We start from the raw sequence: 18082 nt of genomic DNA, 5'->3' as shown, positions 1-18082 counted from the left end.
GATACCTTAATCTGTAGATGATTTAGATACCTATTTAAATTTTATAGAAAAACGTGTTAGTTAGAGTTGAATATTACTTGGTTTCGACCTTGTTCTTTCGCAACATAAAGGTTTTTGTCCGCACGCTCAAACAGCTCTTCATGTGTTTCGTTGCCTGTTAATAAAGCAATGCCAATAGAAATAGTAATCGGTACTGGTTGGCCTTGAACATTAAATGGCATTTCTTCGACAGCTTGACGAATGGCTTCCATTTTCATTTTTGCTTCGTCAGGGGTGGTATTGGATATTAATATGACAAACTCTTCTCCTCCGTAGCGAAACACCATGTCTTTTTCTGTTAAAGCACTGCGGATTTGTCTAGGAATTAATCTCAGAACTTTATCTCCTGCTAAATGCCCCCACGTGTCATTTACATTTTTAAAATGATCGATGTCGCATACCGCAAGTGCCAGTTGAGTATTGGCTTTTTTGTTTATATTACACAGAGGTAAAACTGAATCTTGGTATGCGGCACGGTTGGGTAGATTCGTGAGGCTGTCTGTCATTGCTTGAGCCAATTTATGCTGCAAATTAAGGCGTAGAGTGGAGGCGTCTTTCTCCATTCTACTAACTTTATTGCGTAATTGGGAGATCGATTGAGCGGCTTGTTTATCTTGCTCAATCATCTGTTTCTGATATTGATCCATTGTTGAGGCTATCGTGCCTAATCTTTCTCCGATTAGGCTTTTCAAACTGCCTAAATCAGTGGCTTGAGATACATGAGATGAAGTGTCAGCAACTTGTTGTTGCAAATTTGAATTAAAATCATTGCGTGTATTTGTTAGCGTTTTTTGGCTTTTATAACTGGTGACAATGCTGGCATTGATGGAAGCCAGTTGGGAGTTGAGCTGACTTAAATAAGAGGTCAAATCTTTCTGATTTTTTCCAAGCGCAATCATGGCTAAATTGGTGGTTTCTGCAACCATTTTAGGAATGTGTTGTAACTCTTTGGACTCATTGAGAAAAGATTTTATATCACTGATTTGGTCATCAAAGTTTTCAGGTAATGATAAATTGTCTAACAAGGTGGTGAGTGTTTGAGATACATCTAATACGACACTTGTATAATCCTGGTTTGACGCTCCTTGGTTCTTATTATCCTCTTTAGAAAAAAGTTTTTGAAAAAGTGAATGTTTCTCCGTTTTTTCTCCGGCAGACTGCTCTAAGGTCGTTTCTATTAAGTTGATATAAGATTCAATTAAATCTGGCCATTGGTGAATATATTGCCAATTGCTACGTATTTTCGTAAGTAAATCTTTCTTTTGTTTTTGCGGTACGGAGTGACCTAGAATGTGTTCTAATAGATCTACCAAATCATGCAAAGTGTCACGAAGTTTTTTTGAGCGTAAATCTCGTGCTTTATCGGCTTGTAATAACTTTGGCTCAAGGTCTTTTAATGCCTTGTTCATTGTATCCACATCTATGTTTGATGTAATGATATTTCGTATTTCTTTAAGTGCCAGATCCAGCTGAGGGTCGATGCCCTCTGCCATAATGCTTGTTCTTGAAACAGCCTTACGGAGTGCTTCTATCAGCTGTGTTGTTGCTGGATCTGACATTTTGCCTCTCTTTAACTACATTGTTTTACGTTCTTGCTCAATTAGATAGTCAACGACATTGTAGATATTATTGCTACCATTTGCTGTTTCTGCCGTTACCAAATATTTTCCATTCACAATCAAACCAGGTACACCACGAGCACCGTACGCTCTAATTTTTGCATCAGCTTGTTTTAAGCGACTATTAACTGCGAAAGAATTATATTGCTTTTTAAACTCGGCTTTACTAACACCATGCTGAGCAAAAAACTCTGCTAAATCGTCTTCTGAGTTTAGACGACGTTTGTCTAAATGTATGCTGTTAAATAGAGCCATATGTGTTTTATCTAAAACATCAAGAATATCAGCAATATGATAAGCTTTTGCGTGAGCAAGCCAATTACGACCAAAAACGGCTGGAGTGAATTTAAAATCAACATCGCTAGGTAGGTCTGCTAACCATGCGTGCGTTAACGGTTCTAATGCAAAACAATGTGGGCAGCCGTACCAAAAGATTTCAACGACTTCTATCTTATCAGGTGATGCTGTTCTTACCGGTGTTTTTATAAGTGTGTAGCCGTTTCCTGGGCTGTATTCAGCTGCAAGGGCGAGTGCCGGTAAAACAAAAGCAAGTACAAGCGATATCAACAATCTTTTCATTGTATTCTCCAAATAATGTTATTAAGCAAATAGTTGTACGAATTTTTCGTAGAAATTTTACCTAGATTTTGACATTACATAGGCGTTAAAAGCGGTTGTTTTCGTTAACTTTACGTAATGTTTACGACGACCCCTCCTAAACATCCTGTCAAGAGAGGCTTCGTGAATCATGCTTTCTGACTATTATGCCCTTATAAAACATTAGATTTTGCTATCAGCCCTAATATAAACCCTGAATGTAGCTGGACACAGCTTCAATTTCACGATCATTCATTTTAAACGCAATGTCTCTCATGATTTTAGAGGGGTCGTTTGCACGTTCACCTTTCTGGAAAGATTTTAATTGCGCGTTAGTATAATCTGCATGTTGTCCACTTAAGGCTGGAAACGCGGCTGACCCTAGACCTTTTCCTGCTGGCCCATGGCACGCGGTACAAGCTGGAACGCCTGTTTTTGGATTACCTGTACGATAAATAGCTTCACCTGCTGCAACTAATTCAGGGTCTGCTTGGCCAATAACAGTGGGGTTACTTGCAAAATAAGCAGCAATATCAGCCAAATTTTCTTTTGTTAAGTTATCAAGTAAGCCTGTCATTTGAGCAACAGGACGACTACCAGACTTAATATCGTTTAATTGTTTCAGAAGGTATTTTTCTTGCTGGCCAGCGAGTTTTGGAAAACTAGGCGCTAGGCTGTTGCCGTCTGTGGCATGACACGCAGCGCAAACAGCGGTCAATTCTTTTCCAGCTTCGGCATTGCCTTCCGCCATAGCTACTGAAGTTGCTCCAATTGAGATCAACATACCTACTATTACTTTTTTCATTCGCTGCCCCTGAAATATCGATAAAAATGCGTTTATTTTGACTGGCATGACAAAATAAACCTATATATGGTCTGTATACTTACCTACTGCACTAGAGTAATCAAGAAGTACCGAGTTAAAGCATGGTAAATAAACAATTTAGAAGGCATTATATACAACCAAATGAAAAACGTGAACGCTAATCAGACTCTATTGACGAATATCAACTTATGACCCCCTTTGATCCTATTTTTCACTCAGCTCATTTTATTAAAAGTGCTGAGAAACTGTCCCAGTGCCCTGTTGACCAAGGTTTCGAGGTCGCATTTGCTGGCCGGTCGAATGCTGGCAAATCTACGGCACTGAATACATTGACTGACCAAAAGAAATTAGCAAGAACATCTAAGACACCAGGTCGAACTCAGCTGATTAATTGCTTTGGCTTAAATGTTGAAAACAGACGGCTAATTGATTTGCCAGGTTATGGTTTTGCTAAAGTGCCTATTGCTATGAAGGTAAATTGGCAGGCTCATATGCAAGACTATTTAATGAATCGACATTCATTGATTGGATTTGTTTTGGTGATGGACATCCGTCATCCACTAAAAGAGTTCGATGAATTAATGCTAGATTGGGCTCAAGCGAATAAAATGCCGGTGCATGTTTTATTAACAAAATCAGATAAGTTAAAGCGAGGTCCTGCCAAATCGACGATGTTGAGAGTTCAGAGGAACTTAAATGATCGTGGCGTGATCGGATCAGTACAGACTTTTTCAGGGCTTTCTGGTGAAGGTTTAGATGAGTTAAGAATGAAGCTTGGAGAGTGGTTAGAGTTAGGCGAATTTACTAAAGAGTAAACTCTCTTGAAACCTCCATCGAATACTCTAAAAATGGGGCTGATATAAAGCATATCAGCCCCATTTTTTTATTGTGGCTGTAAGTATTCGGTTAAGTAAGTATCAAAGTCCATCTCGTCAGAGGATTCAATATCTAGTTGATTTTTCAATGATTCTTCCGCTAATTGAGAGAATTTCTTTGCTATTTCATTAGGGAGTTGTGTCGTTAACCAACCTTCTTGTTGACTGTTTGCCAATTCCAACATGGCTGTTTTATATCCAGAGGCATTTTCTGTCAAAGCTAATATTTTATTGGAAGGTAAATTGGTTGGGGCGTTAAAGACAGAAATTTCTTTTTCGATTGAGAGTAGATAATTCTCATTACCTGTTTTAGCAGTTAAAAACTCGGCAACTTTTTTGAGTTCATTAAGTAGATCTAGGCCCTGAGTTTGTAATGGTACTTTGCCTTTTCCAAAGTCGAATAAGTAATTGTTGTCTCGACCATGTGTTGCGATTTCTTGTTGGAGATCCCTAAGGGCGTGGCATTCTTCTTCTTCTAATTGACTGTCGCCAGCCAACATACAAAAGACTAAGAAAACATCGATGAAATATAAGGTATCTTCGTTCATTCCGATAGGTGAAAACGGGTCAATGTCCATGATACGCACTTCAATGTATTCAACACCTCGTGCATGAAGGGCTGTACTTGGGTGTTCACCGGGCTTTGCGACCCTTTTAGGTCTAATATCGCTGTAATATTCGTTTTCGATTTGAAGAATATTGGTGTTTAACTGCCGATATTCCCCTTCGACTTTTAATCCAATGTCTTGATACTTTGCATAAGGGGTCTTAAGGGCTTGTTTCAGCGTATCTATGTAAGTACCCACTTCGTTATAGCAGACAAACAAGTCCGCTTGAGCGTTATTTTGATAACCAAGATCACTCATACGAAGTGAGGTTGCGTGCTTTCCATAATAAGTATCTGTGCCCAGTGTCTGTAACTTGTCCGTACCTTTAGTGAAAAAACTTGCATCTACGGCAGGTGACGCGCCAAACAAATAAGAGAGCAACCAAGAATTGCGTCTAAAATTACGAATTAATGCAAAGTAGTTGTTGGATTTAAAATCTTGTAATGATTCATTTGTTCGTGACTCTGTCCTATAAGATTGTAAGAAGTGCCAAAAGCTGTTGTCGAAAGAGAAATTATAGTGCATACCTGCAATGCATTGCATTATGCGACCATAACGATTTGATAAACCTTCTCTATATACGTACTTTAATTTACCTACGTTGGATGTACCATAATCTGCAATTGGGACGTCGGTATTATCGTCTAAGTAACATGGCATGCTAGCAGGCCACAAACATTCATCTTGTTTTGATAGTGTATGGTTAACAACGTGGTGAATGGTTTTTAATTCAGAAATAACCTCTTCTACACTTGGATGTACGCCTGTGATGAATTCCATTAATGATTCTGAATAATCAGTAGTAATTGATCCGTGAGTGAGAGCCGACCCTAATGCTTTTGGGTGTGGAAGGTGAGAGATTCTTCCGTTACTTTTTTTGACCCTCAAGGCTTCACGCTCAACGCCTCGGTGGAAGGTTAATGGTGTCGCGTCGATGTTCTTCTCACAGAATAAATCGAGTGCCGTTAAGGCATTGGAAAGCGGAGTAGTCAAATTGTTTTCCTTCTTACGTAAGGCGTTTAATAACGGTTTTGCTGATTGTACTCTTGTGTGAATCGTAGCATCAATAGAGGAAGGAATAGTTTCCACATTCATTGCTGATTACGTGGGGTGATTTAGCCATTATTTATTACTTGTAACAGTACGCAGTGGTAATACGGAGTTCGATATATGAGGATGAGGTTTAAAAATAACGATAGTTAGATAAGTATGTTTTGTATGAATAAAAGCGTGAATTCAATTGCTTATGTAGATGAATCCACGCTTTTTATTTGTTTTTTACTTTATCGGTTTGTCAATTGAGAACTTTGTATCGAAATCACGTAAAACATAAAGTGTCACAATGCCCGCTAGAATAGGCCAAGCCGCAAAAAATAAAAGATTAGCAAATGGATCGAAATAGCGTGCCATCGGTGCAATAGTTGACCCTAGGTGAAGAATTAGGATAGTCAAAGTCATCCAGCGTTTTTGAAAGCCTACCAAAAAACTGAGAACGATAATTGCTTGTATTATGCCAATGAGTAAGATAATAGAAGGGTTAATATCGGAAATGGCGTAAAAGGCTTTGAAAACAGCCGCAGTATGCTCGGGATGGACGAATTTATCCAACGTCCACATGATAAAAACAAGAAAAACACTTGCGCGTATACCAAATAACACCCAGCTTAGTTTTTCTTGTGGTACGGATACAGTATTCATAGCAAAACCTTATATTGTGTAAAAAATGATTTCTAAAAGATATTCCGACGAGGAATACCAGATAGTCTGAATGAGCAAGCGGCGTAGTCTAAAGAAAAACGCATGTCACTCAATAGGATGAATAAACCATTCAAAGTATTATCTTGGTTTTTACGCTGTGAGAAAGAATTAAGGTTTTAATAAGTAAGAAATGTCAGATTGGCGGGATTTATCATGACATTTCACATGCTGAGACGTAATGTGAACGTCAGAGAAGTATGAGCCGACTATTAAAATTAGCATGGAGAGGAAAAAAACATCTACTATTTAAAAAATAGATGTTTTTTGATGAGTTATATATTGATGGATTAGCTTGTTTTATAAGCGCATTTCTATTCCGGCTGTTTGCATCTTTTCTTTGGCTTCTTGAATGCTGTACTCTGCGAAATGAAAAATACTTGCAGCAAGAACCGCATCCGCTTTGCCTTCTTTTATGCCATCAACTAAGTGGTCTAAATTGCCAACACCACCAGAGGCAATGACCGGAACATGCACGGCTTCGCTAATCGCACGTGTGACTCCAAGATCAAAACCATTCTTTGTACCATCACGATCCATGCTGGTTAACAGAATTTCACCTGCACCGAACTTGACCATTTTCTTCGCCCATTCAACAGCATCAAGCCCCGTAGGTTTTCTGCCACCATGAGTGAATATTTCCCATTTGTCTGCTTCACCTTCTTTGCTGACTTTTTTTGCATCAATAGCAACAACAATGCATTGCGAGCCAAAGCGCTGAGCGGCTTCTCGTACAAATTCAGGATTAAATACCGCCGCTGTGTTAATGCCAACTTTATCGGCGCCTGCATTCAACATGAGTCGTATATCATCACAAGTGCGGATGCCGCCACCGACGGTTAAGGGTATAAAAACTTCACTGGCAATGGCCTCAACCATATGCACGGTGGTTGCTCTGTCATCTGAACTGGCGGTGATGTCTAAAAAAGTAATCTCATCGGCACCTTGTTCATTGTATCTCTTGGCTACTTCAACAGGGTCTCCCGCATCTCGGATGTCAAGGAATTGAACGCCTTTTACAACACGGCCATTGTCAACATCAAGGCAAGGAATGATGCGTTTTGCTAAGCCCATTTTTCGGCTCCTAAAATCAGTTTACGCTAAAGGATGATGCGGTAAAGTTAAGGCTTACCATCCCAATTGATGAAGTTCTTATAAAGTTGCAAGCCATACTTGTGGCTTTTCTCTGGGTGGAATTGAACAGCAAAGACGTTATCTTTTGCTAAGGCCACACAGAAGTTCAACCCATAATCACACGTTCCAGCGACTTCATTTTTATTCTCTGGCACAACATAAAAGCTGTGTACAAAATAAAAACGCTCATTATCTGGGATGTCTTTCCATAGCGGGTGCTTGATGGCTTGTGATACTTGGTTCCAACCTATATGAGGGACTTTTAATTTGCTGCCATCATAATCTTTATGTGCTTCACCAAAAAAAAGGGCAGTACCTTGAAAATGATTCAAGCAATCAACGCCATCGTTTTCTTCACTGTGGGACATTAAAGATTGAATACCAACACAGATGGCTAAAAAGGGTTTTTCAGCCATGGCTTTGCGAATACTAGGTATAAGCCCTGTGTTGTGCATTTCACCAATGCAATCGCGTATTGCGCCAACGCCCGGCAATAAAACTCGGTCTGCGGCATCGATTGTTGCTGGGTCGCTGGTAATGATTATTTGCGTGTTTTCATCTGCAACATGCTCTAGCGCTTTAGCGACGGAATGAAGATTCCCCATGCCGTAATCAATAACCGCTACAACCGATTTTTGTTTGTTTGTCATTGTGAGTCCTTACAAGCAACCTTTGGTGGATGGCATTTGTCCCGCCATGCGTTCATCTAATTCCAGAGCCATACGCAAAGCACGGCCGAATGCTTTAAAAATGGTTTCTGCTTGGTGATGTGTGTTTTTACCGCGCAGATTGTCCAAGTGCAAAGTGACTTTTGCATGGTTAATAAAGCCATGGAAGAATTCAGAAAATAGATCAACATCGAACCCACCAACAGAGCCGCGAGTGAATGGCACATGCATTTCTAGACCTGGGCGGCCAGAAAAGTCGATGACAACGCGTGATAATGCTTCATCTAATGGGACATATGCATGTCCATAACGCTTGATGCCTTTTTTATCCCCAACGGCTTTGTCAAAAGCTTGGCCTAACGTTATGCCTAAATCTTCGACAGTGTGGTGAGCATCAATATGTAAATCACCAACAGCATGGATATCCATATCAATTAAACCGTGGCGTGCTACTTGATCCAGCATGTGGTCAAGAAAAGGAACACCTGTTTCACAGTTGAATTTACCTGTGCCATCTAAGTTGATCGAAACGTTTATTTGAGTTTCAAGAGTATTACGTTCAACGCTGGCAATGCGGTCTGACATGAATAAGTTCTCCGTGCTTTTTAAAAAAGAAAGTATGAGGCTAGCTTATAGGAAAACTGGGTTCTAGCCTATAGAAATGCGCTACATTATAGAACGGAGCTTCTTAGGCTTCTATCCTAAAATGACTCTCTTTTGAATTCTTCTTACGTTTGTTGGTTTAGATGGCGTTTTCAATATGTTCTAATGTGCGAGTATGATCTTAGGTGGGTTTTATTGTCATTAAAAACTCAGCCATTTTTTGTGATTTTAATGTTTAATGGAGAGTGACATGGTTTGGTTAAAGCGGTTAGGTTTAGGGATTGCTGCAATAGTGGCTTTATTGATTGCAGTCATTATTTACATTGTTGTATTCATTGATCCAAATGACTTCAAAAAAGAGCTTAAAGACGTTGCAAGCAAGCAAGCTGGTGTCACTTTGCGGCTTGATGGCGATATTAGCTGGTCGTTTTTCCCTTGGTTAGGTTTGGAGTTGGCAGACATCGGTGTAGCTCTAGGAGACCAACCAGAATTAGTTCAGTTCGGTAAGGCTGAGTTTGGTTTAGCTATCCTTCCTCTTTTGAGCCAAACCGTTCAAGTGGACAGAGTGAAGCTGATTGATTTGAAGGCGAACCTTGCTGTTGACAAACAAGGGGGACAAAATTGGGTGTCAGCGATTACAGCCGATTCAACAAGGTCGCCGAACACGGTCACAGCTCAAACCACGAATGAACCTAGCTCCACAAGCAGTTCAGCCCCTTTGTCACTACCCAATATTCAGCTTGACCAATTGCTAGTACAAAATGCGATCGTGCAATATCGAGATGAGCAAAATGATGTCATCTTAAACACCACATTGAATCTTGAATTGAATAATGTTCGTTGGGATGAAGCTTGGCCTATGTTACTCGATGTTTCTTTGGAAACCAGTAACCTTGCGGGCCAGAATAAAATAAATACGGATGTTGTTTTAGGTGCTAACTTATCAATTTTCCCTGAAAAAGAAGTTGCTTCGTTAGAAAAAATCACCTTAAAAACCAATACTGTCGCGGACTTTTTACCTGTATCTCCTCTGGATGCGTCTATTTCTATAGAACAAGTGAATGTCAATCTACCACAAGAGAATGTGTTAATTGATCGCGCACAGTTTGATACGTTAGGCGTCAACCTTCTAGCGACAATCAATGCCTATCAAATATTGAGTGCTCCTGCGTTCGACGGTACGCTAGAGTTAGCTCAAATGAACCCTCGTGACCTCTTGGCCTTGTTATCCATTGAATTGCCAGAAATGAGCGATTCAAAAGCGCTCACCAGTTTGTCGGCAAATATGTCTTTGTCTGGCACGGCCAAAAAGCTGCAAGTCACCCCTTTTGAATTGAATTTTGACGAAACAACATTTAATACAACGGCTCAGGTGGATTTAGAACCTTTGTACTGGGATGTATCTCTTAAAGGTAATGCTCTGGATGTAGACCGCTATTTACCGCCTAAATCTGACGAACCAGAAGCCGCCATAAATTCTCCTGAGGCAACGTCCCCTCCACCAGCGGACACAAGTATTGAGGAATTACTGCCAGTTGAATTGATTAGAACGTTAAATGGGCGAGTGAGTGTTGAGTTGGAGAATTTGAAAGTATTAAATTTGAAACTGGATTCTCTGACAGCAAAATCCACACAATCAAATGGTTTGGTGAAATTAGAGCCACTTAACGTAGATCTGTATTCAGGGAGTGCGCAACTCAATGCCAATGTTGATGTTCGTAAAAATACTCCTATTATTACGGTTCACCCTGATGTTAAAAACGTTCAAATTCGACCTTTGTTAAATGATTTTATGGAGCTGGAAAAAATTGCAGGTAACGCTGTCATTAATGGCAGTATCGATCTAAAAGGGAACAGTGTTGACGCGCTTATGAGTTCATTAAGTGGTGATCTTCTAGTAGAAGTGAAAGAGGGTGCTTTGGTTGGAATGAACCTGACTAAAACAGTTTGTGCAGGAATTGCCGCTACACGAAGTGAATCCTTATCTCAGTCTGCATGGGGTGAAGATACGCCTTTTGAATTGCTTACTTTCCCTGCGCATATTGTAAATGGTGACGTGTCTACTCCGGGATTGGCTATTACTGCCGTCGGTTTACAGGTAACAGGCAATGGTGTCATTTCATTGCCTGATTCATCTTTAAACTATAAAACGCATGTCGCGTTTGCAGGAAGTCAATTGGATAATGCTTGTAGAGTAAAAGACACCTTTACTGAACTGGCATTCCCAATTGTGTGTGAAGGCCACTTTAGTGATGACCCTGCAGGTTTATGTGCTCCTGATATTAAGGGATTCGGCAAGGTGTTTGCGGATCTGGCAAAAGCAAAGTTGAATGTTAAATTAGATGCTGAAAAGGTTCGTGCCAAAGCGAAACTCGATGCGGCTAAGGCACGAGCACAAGAAAAACTAGATGCTGAAAAAGCCAGAGCAAAAGCAAAATTAAAAGAAGAAGAGGAGAAAGCGAAAGAAAAATTAGAAGATAAGTTAAAAAGTAGTCTAAAAGGCTTATTTGGCTAATGCGTATTATTACCCTATTTATCTTTCAAATACCCAAGAGAAGTGTTTGCTTCTCTTGGCCGTGAGAACTCAATGATCCCTGCTGAAAATTTTTCTGAACGCGTATTATCATGGTTTGATGAACATGGTCGTAAAAACTTACCATGGCAACAGGATAAAACACCGTACCGTGTTTGGATTTCGGAAATTATGTTGCAACAAACCCAAGTGGCTACAGTTATTCCTTATTATGCTCGATTTATGACATCTTTTCCTTCTGTGGAAGCATTAGCGAACGCCTCTGAAGACGATGTGTTATCTCATTGGAGCGGACTTGGGTATTATGCAAGAGCGCGTAATCTGCATAAAGCCGCGAAAAAACTGGTCAGTGAATTTGATAGTGAATTCCCTTTAACTGTTGATGGTGTGTGTGAACTCCCCGGTATTGGACGCTCAACGGCAGCGGCCATTCTTTCTATTTCTAGAGGGGTTCAGGCGGCGATATTGGACGGTAATGTTAAACGCGTCCTTGCTCGATTTCATGCCGTTCCAACGTGGCCGGGAGAGAAGAAAACCGAAAACCAGATGTGGGAGATAGCAGAAGGGTATGCTCCACAAGATAGGGCGGGTGATTATACACAAGCTATGATGGACTTAGGTGCAACCCTTTGTACGAGAAGTAAACCTCAGTGCCTTTTATGCCCTTTACATGAGGATTGTATGGCGATTAAACTGGGCGATCCAACGGATTTCCCCATTAAAAAAGTGAAGAAAACCAAGCCAACAAAAAGCACTGTTATGCTTATTTTGATAAATGAGGATGGGCAATTATTACTTGAAAAAAGGGCGTCTGTTGGTATTTGGGGAGGGCTATGGAGTTTACCTGAATCGGAAGAAAGTGAGTCTCTGATTTTAGATGCGGAGCAGCGTTTCCACTTCCAATTAATGTCTGAAGAATCATTAGAGTCGTTTCGCCATACCTTTAGTCATTATCATTTAATGATTCACCCGGTTAAATTGGTTGTTGAATCTCAATCAATGATACACGACAGTAATAAATATCAGTGGTGTACTAAAGATAATGCGTTAAATTTAGGTTTGCCTGCACCCGTTAGGCAGATCTTAATAGATATGGAATAAGTGGAAATAACGAAGGTGCTTACATTAAATTGTCATATTCGTTTGCTTTAATTAAAGCTATTTAAGTGGATAACGGTAAGTTGTAATGTCTGTTTTTTTTGAAATTTTTACACGCTTTTTTGTATTAGGTTGCAGCAGTTTTGGTGGCCCTGCCGCTCACTTAGGATACTTTCATCGGGAGTTTGTGGAGCATCGAAAATGGGTGTCGAAAGACCATTACGCTCAGTTTGTTATGCTTAGTCAGGTGATTCCTGGGCCTGGTTCTAGTCAAGTAGGGTTCGCGATTGGTTATCATCGGGGTGGTTGGCTGGGTGCTGTCAGCGCTTTCTTAGGCTTTACTTTACCTTCTGTAGTGTTGATGCTGGTATTGGTCTGGGCAAATGTCAGTTTACAGACGAATGCTTTTATTCAGTATTGGTTACATGGCCTTACATTGTTGGCAGGTATTGTTGTTGCTGATGCTTGTTATACGATGTGGAAACAGTTTTGCAAAACTAAGGTAACCAGCGTAGTCGCTATTTTGTCTGTGGTCTTTTTGTTTGTGTGGCCGTTTGGGTTAGGCGCTTTGGCATTATTGTTTATAACTGCGATGGTGGGTTGTTTTTTATCGACTCATGAACAGAAAAATGCCGTTGAACTTGCGGATGTACGTTTTGCGAATATTGCGGGCTTGATCGCGGTTGCTCTTTTTTTATTAAGTTTCCTTACTTTTTCATCTATTGCTCTTGATGTTTTCTTTGATTATTACCAAGCGGGAAGCTTGGTATTTGGTGGTGGACATGTCATTTTACCGTTATTACAAAATGTCTTAGATCAACAGTCTGAAGAAATAATCTTAGCAGGGTATGCATTGGCTCAATCTGTTCCTGGGCCTATGTTTACTGTAGCTACTTTCCTAGGTGGTGTAACTGGAGCGAATGTTGGGGGAATCGGCTCACTTGTATTAATTGGTGGGCTGGCGACATTAGGCGTATTTCTTCCTGGGCTACTGCTTATGATGTTTGCTCAGCATCATTGGAAACAGTTGTCGACAATTCCTAAAATGAATGCAGTGATCGTGGTGTTAAATGCGGCGGTGGTTGGATTACTAATGTACATATTTATTTCGGTGGTATTACCCCATAGTGTGTTAGGTTTTATTGATGGCGTCATTGTATTGTGTGGTGGTGTTTGGCTCTTTTGGAGGCGACCAAGCATTCTTATACTGCTACTGACATTTTCTATTATGGCCTTTGTTCGTTATTTAATCGCTTGATTTATAGTCGTTGTGCCATATTAAGGAAGGTGCTAATAAGTCCTCTTGTCTCATCATGTGAATAAAAGCCTGCTATTCGAGGCGAGTATCGAATGTGAATAGCTGGCCTATTTTCGAGATACTCTAGTAGACTTATTCTCCCCTTCCTTAAACGAAGTGGTTGTTTAGTTTTGATGACATGTTATTTTTGATTTTTCTAAAAGGCCCATATTATGGCGAATACAGTGTTTTGTAAAAAGTATCAGAAAGAACTTGAGGGATTAGAGCGAGCTCCTTTTCCCGGGGCTCGTGGACAAGATGTTATTGCTACTGTTTCTAAACAAGCGTGGCAAGAGTGGCAAACCTTACAGACCATGTTAATTAACGAAAAGCAGCTGAATATGATGATGCCTGAGTCTCGTAAGTACATCATGGAGCAAATGGATAAGTTTATGAATAATGAACCAACAGATCGTGTCACAGGATATGTGGATCCAAGTGATATTGTAGAACTGTAGATTCACTATGATCTCGTTCAATAAACAGGAAGCGATTAGGCTTCCTTTTTAGCCGTTGATTAATGCGCCTTTACTGCGTTACAAAGCTCGCAAAGAGCAAATCAATGACGGGCTCTTGTCCTGTTTCTTCTTTTAAAGTGGCGTTTAATGCTTCTAGAGCGTCTTTGCGGCTTTGTTCTCGTGCAAGCGCGCCTTTCACTTGCTCATCCTTTAGTTGGCTCATAAAGATGACAATCGCGTCTCTTACTAATGGCATGTTATCGTGTATGTAACTTGCCGTTTCTGTTTTTGATCTCAGTGTAATACTGGTCTTAATGTATTTTAGTTTTTTGCCTTTAGAGCCATAGTTGACAATAAAGTCAGGCGAGAGCTCAACGTAAACGGGCAGGCTTACTACGTCTTCATCTGCTGCATGAACAGGGCTTAAAGCAACAAAGCCCAGTAAAAACGTCAGTAAAATGTAAGGTATTGTCCATAGTTTCATAAGGTGTCTCGTTTTAAGTTCAATTATTTGTATACTACCTGCCAATAAAGTCTTATGTCAGTAGGTATTTGTATTTTATCGGATATTAAAATGTGAATAATGCTGATTTATTATGATTTCCCCTTTATACGAGGCTGATATGTTGCACTTTTTTTCTATACGTCGTTTTCACGGATTTGTCGGCTTTGTTGCGTTTGTGTTGCTCGCTGTTGCTTTTTATATGGAATATGAAATGGGATTAGAACCTTGCCCTCTTTGTATGCTCCAGAGAATTGTCTTTTTAATCATTGGTATGGTCTCTATTGCGTCGGCTTTACATCATTCAGCAAAGTCATACCGACGGTACGCTATTGGGGTTATTGTTTTTTCTTTATTAGGCGCTGGTTTATCGATACGTCATTTATACCTCCAAGGTTTACCAGAAGAACAACTGCCTGCGTGTTTACCAGGGTTAAGTTATATGGTTGAAGTGTTTTCATGGCAAGAAATTGTGTCTGCTATGATTCTGGGAACAGGAGAATGTGGGGATGTTGTTTGGACCTTTCTAGGATTAAGTATCCCTGGTTGGACCTTAGTGGCTTTTGTTGGAATGGCGTTAATGAATCTAATGATTACAATGAAAGCAAAGCAGGCTTAAAACGTTTGTTGTTAAAGTGTTAAAGGGCTTTGTGAATGTCTTGCAGCCTGAATTGGATGAGAATATGCTATTGATAATAACTTATTCTAGGGAGCTATCTTATGTTGGAAAGTTGTAAATCTGCACAAGAACGTTGGGGCGGTGTTCATGACATGATAGATCGTTGGTTAGAGCAGCGTCGTTTTTTAATTGAAGAGATGGTTCAGCTTAGGAAAAAAGGAACCTTTACTCCCATCGAAACACCCACGATTCTGGCTGTCTGCGAAAAATTGATAGATTATGTTTCTGCTGGTCATTTTGAGATATATGAGCAACTTGCATTAGAAGCAAAAGAGTTTCATGACGATAGGGCTTTAATGCGGTTAACCGAGTTGCTACCCGATATTGAAGAAACAACCACCATTGCTGTTGAGTTTAATGACAAATTTGATACCAAAGAGCATTGCGATGTTTTGTTATCAGAGCTGCCATTTGCTTTGCAAACTTTGGGAGTGGTTATGGCTGAGCGTTTTGGTTTGGAAGATCAATTGATTCAAGAGTTGCACGAGGCTCATAATGAAAAAAGTGCTTAAATCCGCGCTTTTTTTAATAGCGGGTACGTTTTTGTATGCCTGTTCCGCAGAAGGGCCGACTAAAACCGTAGAGCTGGCCACGCAGGGGTTGTATTCTGCATCACTCAGTAATAATGGTGAATATTCATTGATTGGCTCTATTCAGCATGGTGGTAGTTTTTGGAAGAACAGCCTTTCAGAAAGGCGCTTTAACTGGAACCATGCTCAAGGTGATTTCACACCTCTAATTAGTGTTGATATTGACCCTTCTGGGAATTATGCACTGACTGGCGGCGCTCGAACGATGGTTTTGTGGAACATGTCTACAGGGCAGTCTGAAGGGTTTTGGAATACGCCGGGTGACATTCGTTCGACAAAACTGTCTAATAACGGTGATTATGCAATAGTTGGCTTAGATGATCAGACTGCTCGTTATTTTGATGTGAAAAATGGCGGTATTAAACAAACGTTTCGTACTGGTGCTGTTGTTCGAAGTGTTGATGTGGATGACTCGGGATTATTGGCATTAACGGGTGACGACAAATATCAGGTCATCCTATGGGACACGTCCAATGGTGAGATTAAGCATCAATGGGAATTAAGCAATCGAATTGCATCGGTGACTCTGTCAGATGACGGTCGGTATGCGTTTGGAGCGGCACAACTAGGAAATGCGAAAGTCTGGTCAACAGAAACAGGCAAAGAGCTATTTAGCCTTTCTACAGGCAAGTTAGATTCTCGAAATGTGACAATCGGCAAGGCCGTTTTTTCGCCCGATAACCGCTATTTATTAACAGGAGGGATTAGTCCTGATGTTAAGCTTATTAGTCTATCGAATGGTGATGTCTTACGCGAGTGGTCTCTTGAGTTGAAAGATACTTTACGCCCTACAGGCTCTTCAGTTCTTGCGTTGGCTTTTGGCGATCAAAATTCGGCCTACTATGCTATTGGTAGTAATGGCATGTTGAATATTTTCGAATAATGCATTCCTCAAAAAAGCCAAATAAAACATTGAATCACTTATCGAAAGCTCAATCTATTTGGCTAAGTCTCTTTTCATTATTAGCGTTTTCATCCATTGCCTTGGGCGCTTTTGGTGCTCATGCGCTTTCTTCTGCGTTAAATGAAAAGGCAATTTCTTGGTGGCAAACCGGCTGTCAGTATATGATGTATCATGCTCTTGGTGGCATGTTTATTACGCTATTGTTAGACTCCTTGCCAACTGTACGATTTTCTCTATGGGCTTTCTTGTTAGGGAGCTTAGCTTTTTCTGGCAGCCTATTTACCATGTCTCTTTCGGGTATTACGTTACTAGGAATGGTGACGCCAATTGGCGGGCTTTTCTTTCTTTTTGGGTGGGGATGGTTGATTTTTGTATTTTCCCGTTCTGTGAGCAGGACATAATCTGACTTTTCGGGTAGCATTGCAGGCTATTAATCGAGCGTTTTTCCTAATTACTTTATACTCAATGAATCGGAACATGTCAGATATTTCAAACGAAGCAGAAAATACGTTAAAAAAACGGACTATTAGAAGTTTTGTTGTACGCAGTGGACGTATGACGGATGGACAACAAAAAGCCTACGATGTTAATTGGGCAATATACGGTCTTCACCTTGAAGAGGGGTTGTTGAATTATCAAACAGTTTTTGGAAGAGAAGCGGATGTGGTTGTTGAAGTTGGCTTTGGAATGGGCTCATCTCTTGTCGAAATGGCCAAAAAATCACCAGAGAAAGATTTTATTGGCATCGAAGTGCATCCCCCAGGTGTCGCGAAGTTGATGATGTTAGCCGATGAAGCTGGCGTGAAAAATATTCGTGTTTTTTGCGATGATGCGATTGAAGTGATGGCAAGCTGTATACCCAATGAGTCTGTATCGACTTTTCAGTTGTTTTTTCCTGATCCATGGCATAAAAAAAAGCACAACAAGCGCCGTATCGTTCAGGCGTCGTTTGCTGAAAAAATAGCTGCGATTTTAAAACCTTCTGGAACCTTTCATATGGCAACAGATTGGGAGCCTTATGCAGAACATATGATAGAAGTAATGGAAGCACAGGCATTGTATGAAAATGTTGCAGGCACTGGTGCTTACCACCCCCGACCTGATTGGCGCCCCTTAACAAAATTTGAGAGACGAGGGGAGCGTTTGGGGCACGGAGTTTGGGATCTTATCTATTCCAAGAAAGAGCCTATCTAACGTTTAAAAAAGTGATTTTTAAAAACGGCTTTATGATCCGTCATAACGCGGTTTTTTATTGCACTAGCCTGCTTTAACTGACGAGATAAATGCATGTTCGTGT

Annotated in this window: 19 protein-coding genes; 10 read left to right on the top strand and 9 right to left on the bottom strand. The window is 40.4% G+C overall.

Features of this window, described 5'->3' with window-relative positions; translation table 11 throughout:
* Nucleotides 1-56 precede the first annotated feature (56 nt).
* The 3 genes from ACMUMJ_RS07240 to ACMUMJ_RS07230 all read right to left on the bottom strand — a co-directional run bounded on the left by ACMUMJ_RS07240 (nucleotide 57) and on the right by ACMUMJ_RS07230 (nucleotide 3060).
* Complete coding sequence (locus tag ACMUMJ_RS07240) at nucleotides 57-1598, bottom strand: GGDEF domain-containing protein (protein ID WP_414678144.1); 1542 nt, start codon at nucleotides 1596-1598, stop codon at nucleotides 57-59.
* Between the two features lie 15 nt (nucleotides 1599-1613).
* Complete coding sequence (locus tag ACMUMJ_RS07235) at nucleotides 1614-2237, bottom strand: thiol:disulfide interchange protein DsbA/DsbL (RefSeq protein ID WP_414678143.1); 624 nt, start codon at nucleotides 2235-2237, stop codon at nucleotides 1614-1616.
* A gap of 220 nt (nucleotides 2238-2457) precedes the next feature.
* Nucleotides 2458-3060 (bottom strand): c-type cytochrome, encoded by a 603-nt coding sequence (locus tag ACMUMJ_RS07230; RefSeq protein WP_414678142.1) that lies wholly within the window; start codon nucleotides 3058-3060, stop codon nucleotides 2458-2460.
* Between the two features lie 209 nt (nucleotides 3061-3269).
* On the opposite strand from ACMUMJ_RS07230, the gene yihA reads away from it, so the two are divergent.
* Nucleotides 3270-3896, top strand: a complete 627-nt coding sequence (gene yihA, locus ACMUMJ_RS07225; protein ID WP_414678141.1) for a ribosome biogenesis GTP-binding protein YihA/YsxC — start codon at nucleotides 3270-3272, stop codon at nucleotides 3894-3896.
* 68 nt (nucleotides 3897-3964) lie between these two features.
* On the opposite strand, the gene gshA is transcribed toward yihA, so the two are convergent.
* From gshA to hisB, 5 genes are all read right to left on the bottom strand, one after another.
* Nucleotides 3965-5659, bottom strand: a complete 1695-nt coding sequence (gene gshA / locus ACMUMJ_RS07220) for a glutamate--cysteine ligase (protein ID WP_414678140.1) — start codon at nucleotides 5657-5659, stop codon at nucleotides 3965-3967.
* Between the two features lie 183 nt (nucleotides 5660-5842).
* Nucleotides 5843-6262 carry a hypothetical protein gene (locus ACMUMJ_RS07215; protein ID WP_414678139.1) on the bottom strand — a complete coding sequence of 140 codons (420 nt, stop codon included), beginning with the start codon at nucleotides 6260-6262 and terminating at the stop codon, nucleotides 5843-5845.
* 357 nt (nucleotides 6263-6619) lie between these two features.
* A complete protein-coding gene (gene hisF / locus ACMUMJ_RS07210; protein WP_414678138.1) occupies nucleotides 6620-7393 on the bottom strand; it encodes an imidazole glycerol phosphate synthase subunit HisF in 774 nt (257 codons plus the stop codon).
* Nucleotides 7394-7440: 47 nt separating this feature from the next.
* Complete coding sequence (gene hisH, locus ACMUMJ_RS07205) at nucleotides 7441-8103, bottom strand: imidazole glycerol phosphate synthase subunit HisH (protein ID WP_414678137.1); 663 nt, start codon at nucleotides 8101-8103, stop codon at nucleotides 7441-7443.
* A 9-nt stretch (nucleotides 8104-8112) separates the two neighbouring features.
* A complete protein-coding gene (hisB, locus tag ACMUMJ_RS07200) occupies nucleotides 8113-8706 on the bottom strand; it encodes an imidazoleglycerol-phosphate dehydratase HisB (RefSeq protein ID WP_414678136.1) in 594 nt (197 codons plus the stop codon).
* A gap of 268 nt (nucleotides 8707-8974) precedes the next feature.
* Between hisB and ACMUMJ_RS07195 the strand changes: the two genes are divergently transcribed.
* From ACMUMJ_RS07195 to ACMUMJ_RS07180, 4 genes are all read left to right on the top strand, one after another.
* The gene (locus tag ACMUMJ_RS07195) at nucleotides 8975-11239 is read left to right on the top strand and encodes an AsmA family protein (protein WP_414678135.1); all 2265 of its coding nucleotides are present in this window, start codon (nucleotides 8975-8977) and stop codon (nucleotides 11237-11239) included.
* Nucleotides 11240-11311: 72 nt separating this feature from the next.
* A complete protein-coding gene (mutY, locus tag ACMUMJ_RS07190) occupies nucleotides 11312-12358 on the top strand; it encodes an A/G-specific adenine glycosylase (protein WP_414678134.1) in 1047 nt (348 codons plus the stop codon).
* Between the two features lie 85 nt (nucleotides 12359-12443).
* Complete coding sequence (chrA, locus tag ACMUMJ_RS07185) at nucleotides 12444-13613, top strand: chromate efflux transporter (RefSeq protein ID WP_414678133.1); 1170 nt, start codon at nucleotides 12444-12446, stop codon at nucleotides 13611-13613.
* A 212-nt stretch (nucleotides 13614-13825) separates the two neighbouring features.
* Nucleotides 13826-14110 (top strand): oxidative damage protection protein, encoded by a 285-nt coding sequence (locus tag ACMUMJ_RS07180; RefSeq protein ID WP_414678132.1) that lies wholly within the window; start codon nucleotides 13826-13828, stop codon nucleotides 14108-14110.
* Between the two features lie 70 nt (nucleotides 14111-14180).
* On the opposite strand, the gene ACMUMJ_RS07175 is transcribed toward ACMUMJ_RS07180, so the two are convergent.
* Nucleotides 14181-14594, bottom strand: coding sequence for a flagellar basal body-associated FliL family protein (locus tag ACMUMJ_RS07175; RefSeq protein ID WP_414678131.1), 414 nt, complete (start codon nucleotides 14592-14594; stop codon nucleotides 14181-14183).
* Between the two features lie 139 nt (nucleotides 14595-14733).
* Between ACMUMJ_RS07175 and ACMUMJ_RS07170 the strand changes: the two genes are divergently transcribed.
* The 5 genes from ACMUMJ_RS07170 (at nucleotide 14734) to trmB (ending at nucleotide 17979) form a co-directional block, all read left to right on the top strand.
* Nucleotides 14734-15231: a disulfide bond formation protein B gene (locus ACMUMJ_RS07170; RefSeq protein WP_414678130.1), complete on the top strand. Its 498-nt coding sequence runs from the start codon at nucleotides 14734-14736 to the stop codon at nucleotides 15229-15231.
* Nucleotides 15232-15332: 101 nt separating this feature from the next.
* Nucleotides 15333-15803 (top strand): sigma D regulator, encoded by a 471-nt coding sequence (rsd, locus tag ACMUMJ_RS07165; protein ID WP_414678129.1) that lies wholly within the window; start codon nucleotides 15333-15335, stop codon nucleotides 15801-15803.
* Nucleotides 15787-16764 (top strand): WD40 repeat domain-containing protein, encoded by a 978-nt coding sequence (locus ACMUMJ_RS07160; RefSeq protein WP_414678128.1) that lies wholly within the window; start codon nucleotides 15787-15789, stop codon nucleotides 16762-16764. Before rsd ends, ACMUMJ_RS07160 begins: the two co-directional genes overlap by 17 nt.
* Nucleotides 16764-17186 (top strand): DUF423 domain-containing protein, encoded by a 423-nt coding sequence (locus ACMUMJ_RS07155; protein WP_414678127.1) that lies wholly within the window; start codon nucleotides 16764-16766, stop codon nucleotides 17184-17186. Before ACMUMJ_RS07160 ends, ACMUMJ_RS07155 begins: the two co-directional genes overlap by 1 nt.
* A gap of 76 nt (nucleotides 17187-17262) precedes the next feature.
* The gene (gene trmB / locus ACMUMJ_RS07150; RefSeq protein ID WP_414678126.1) at nucleotides 17263-17979 is read left to right on the top strand and encodes a tRNA (guanosine(46)-N7)-methyltransferase TrmB; all 717 of its coding nucleotides are present in this window, start codon (nucleotides 17263-17265) and stop codon (nucleotides 17977-17979) included.
* The last annotated feature ends 103 nt before the right edge of the window (nucleotides 17980-18082 follow it).

Origin of the sequence: Marinomonas phycocola (genome assembly GCF_047525455.1) — a bacterium.
Classification (GTDB): Bacteria; Pseudomonadota; Gammaproteobacteria; order Pseudomonadales; family Marinomonadaceae; genus Marinomonas.
The sequence above is the reverse complement of the archived record's forward strand: the minus strand, read 5'-3'. Positions and strand labels throughout refer to the sequence as shown.

Coding starts and splice junctions, on each gene's coding strand:
- ACMUMJ_RS07240 (WP_414678144.1), bottom strand. CDS start 1,598: ATGTCAGATCCAGCAACAACACAGCTGATAGAAGCACTCCGTAAGGCT.
- ACMUMJ_RS07235 (WP_414678143.1), bottom strand. CDS start 2,237: ATGAAAAGATTGTTGATATCGCTTGTACTTGCTTTTGTTTTACCGGCA.
- ACMUMJ_RS07230 (WP_414678142.1), bottom strand. CDS start 3,060: ATGAAAAAAGTAATAGTAGGTATGTTGATCTCAATTGGAGCAACTTCA.
- yihA (WP_414678141.1), top strand. CDS start 3,270: ATGACCCCCTTTGATCCTATTTTTCACTCAGCTCATTTTATTAAAAGT.
- gshA (WP_414678140.1), bottom strand. CDS start 5,659: ATGAATGTGGAAACTATTCCTTCCTCTATTGATGCTACGATTCACACA.
- ACMUMJ_RS07215 (WP_414678139.1), bottom strand. CDS start 6,262: ATGAATACTGTATCCGTACCACAAGAAAAACTAAGCTGGGTGTTATTT.
- hisF (WP_414678138.1), bottom strand. CDS start 7,393: ATGGGCTTAGCAAAACGCATCATTCCTTGCCTTGATGTTGACAATGGC.
- hisH (WP_414678137.1), bottom strand. CDS start 8,103: ATGACAAACAAACAAAAATCGGTTGTAGCGGTTATTGATTACGGCATG.
- hisB (WP_414678136.1), bottom strand. CDS start 8,706: ATGTCAGACCGCATTGCCAGCGTTGAACGTAATACTCTTGAAACTCAA.
- ACMUMJ_RS07195 (WP_414678135.1), top strand. CDS start 8,975: ATGGTTTGGTTAAAGCGGTTAGGTTTAGGGATTGCTGCAATAGTGGCT.
- mutY (WP_414678134.1), top strand. CDS start 11,312: ATGATCCCTGCTGAAAATTTTTCTGAACGCGTATTATCATGGTTTGAT.
- chrA (WP_414678133.1), top strand. CDS start 12,444: ATGTCTGTTTTTTTTGAAATTTTTACACGCTTTTTTGTATTAGGTTGC.
- ACMUMJ_RS07180 (WP_414678132.1), top strand. CDS start 13,826: ATGGCGAATACAGTGTTTTGTAAAAAGTATCAGAAAGAACTTGAGGGA.
- ACMUMJ_RS07175 (WP_414678131.1), bottom strand. CDS start 14,594: ATGAAACTATGGACAATACCTTACATTTTACTGACGTTTTTACTGGGC.
- ACMUMJ_RS07170 (WP_414678130.1), top strand. CDS start 14,734: ATGTTGCACTTTTTTTCTATACGTCGTTTTCACGGATTTGTCGGCTTT.
- rsd (WP_414678129.1), top strand. CDS start 15,333: ATGTTGGAAAGTTGTAAATCTGCACAAGAACGTTGGGGCGGTGTTCAT.
- ACMUMJ_RS07160 (WP_414678128.1), top strand. CDS start 15,787: ATGAAAAAAGTGCTTAAATCCGCGCTTTTTTTAATAGCGGGTACGTTT.
- ACMUMJ_RS07155 (WP_414678127.1), top strand. CDS start 16,764: ATGCATTCCTCAAAAAAGCCAAATAAAACATTGAATCACTTATCGAAA.
- trmB (WP_414678126.1), top strand. CDS start 17,263: ATGTCAGATATTTCAAACGAAGCAGAAAATACGTTAAAAAAACGGACT.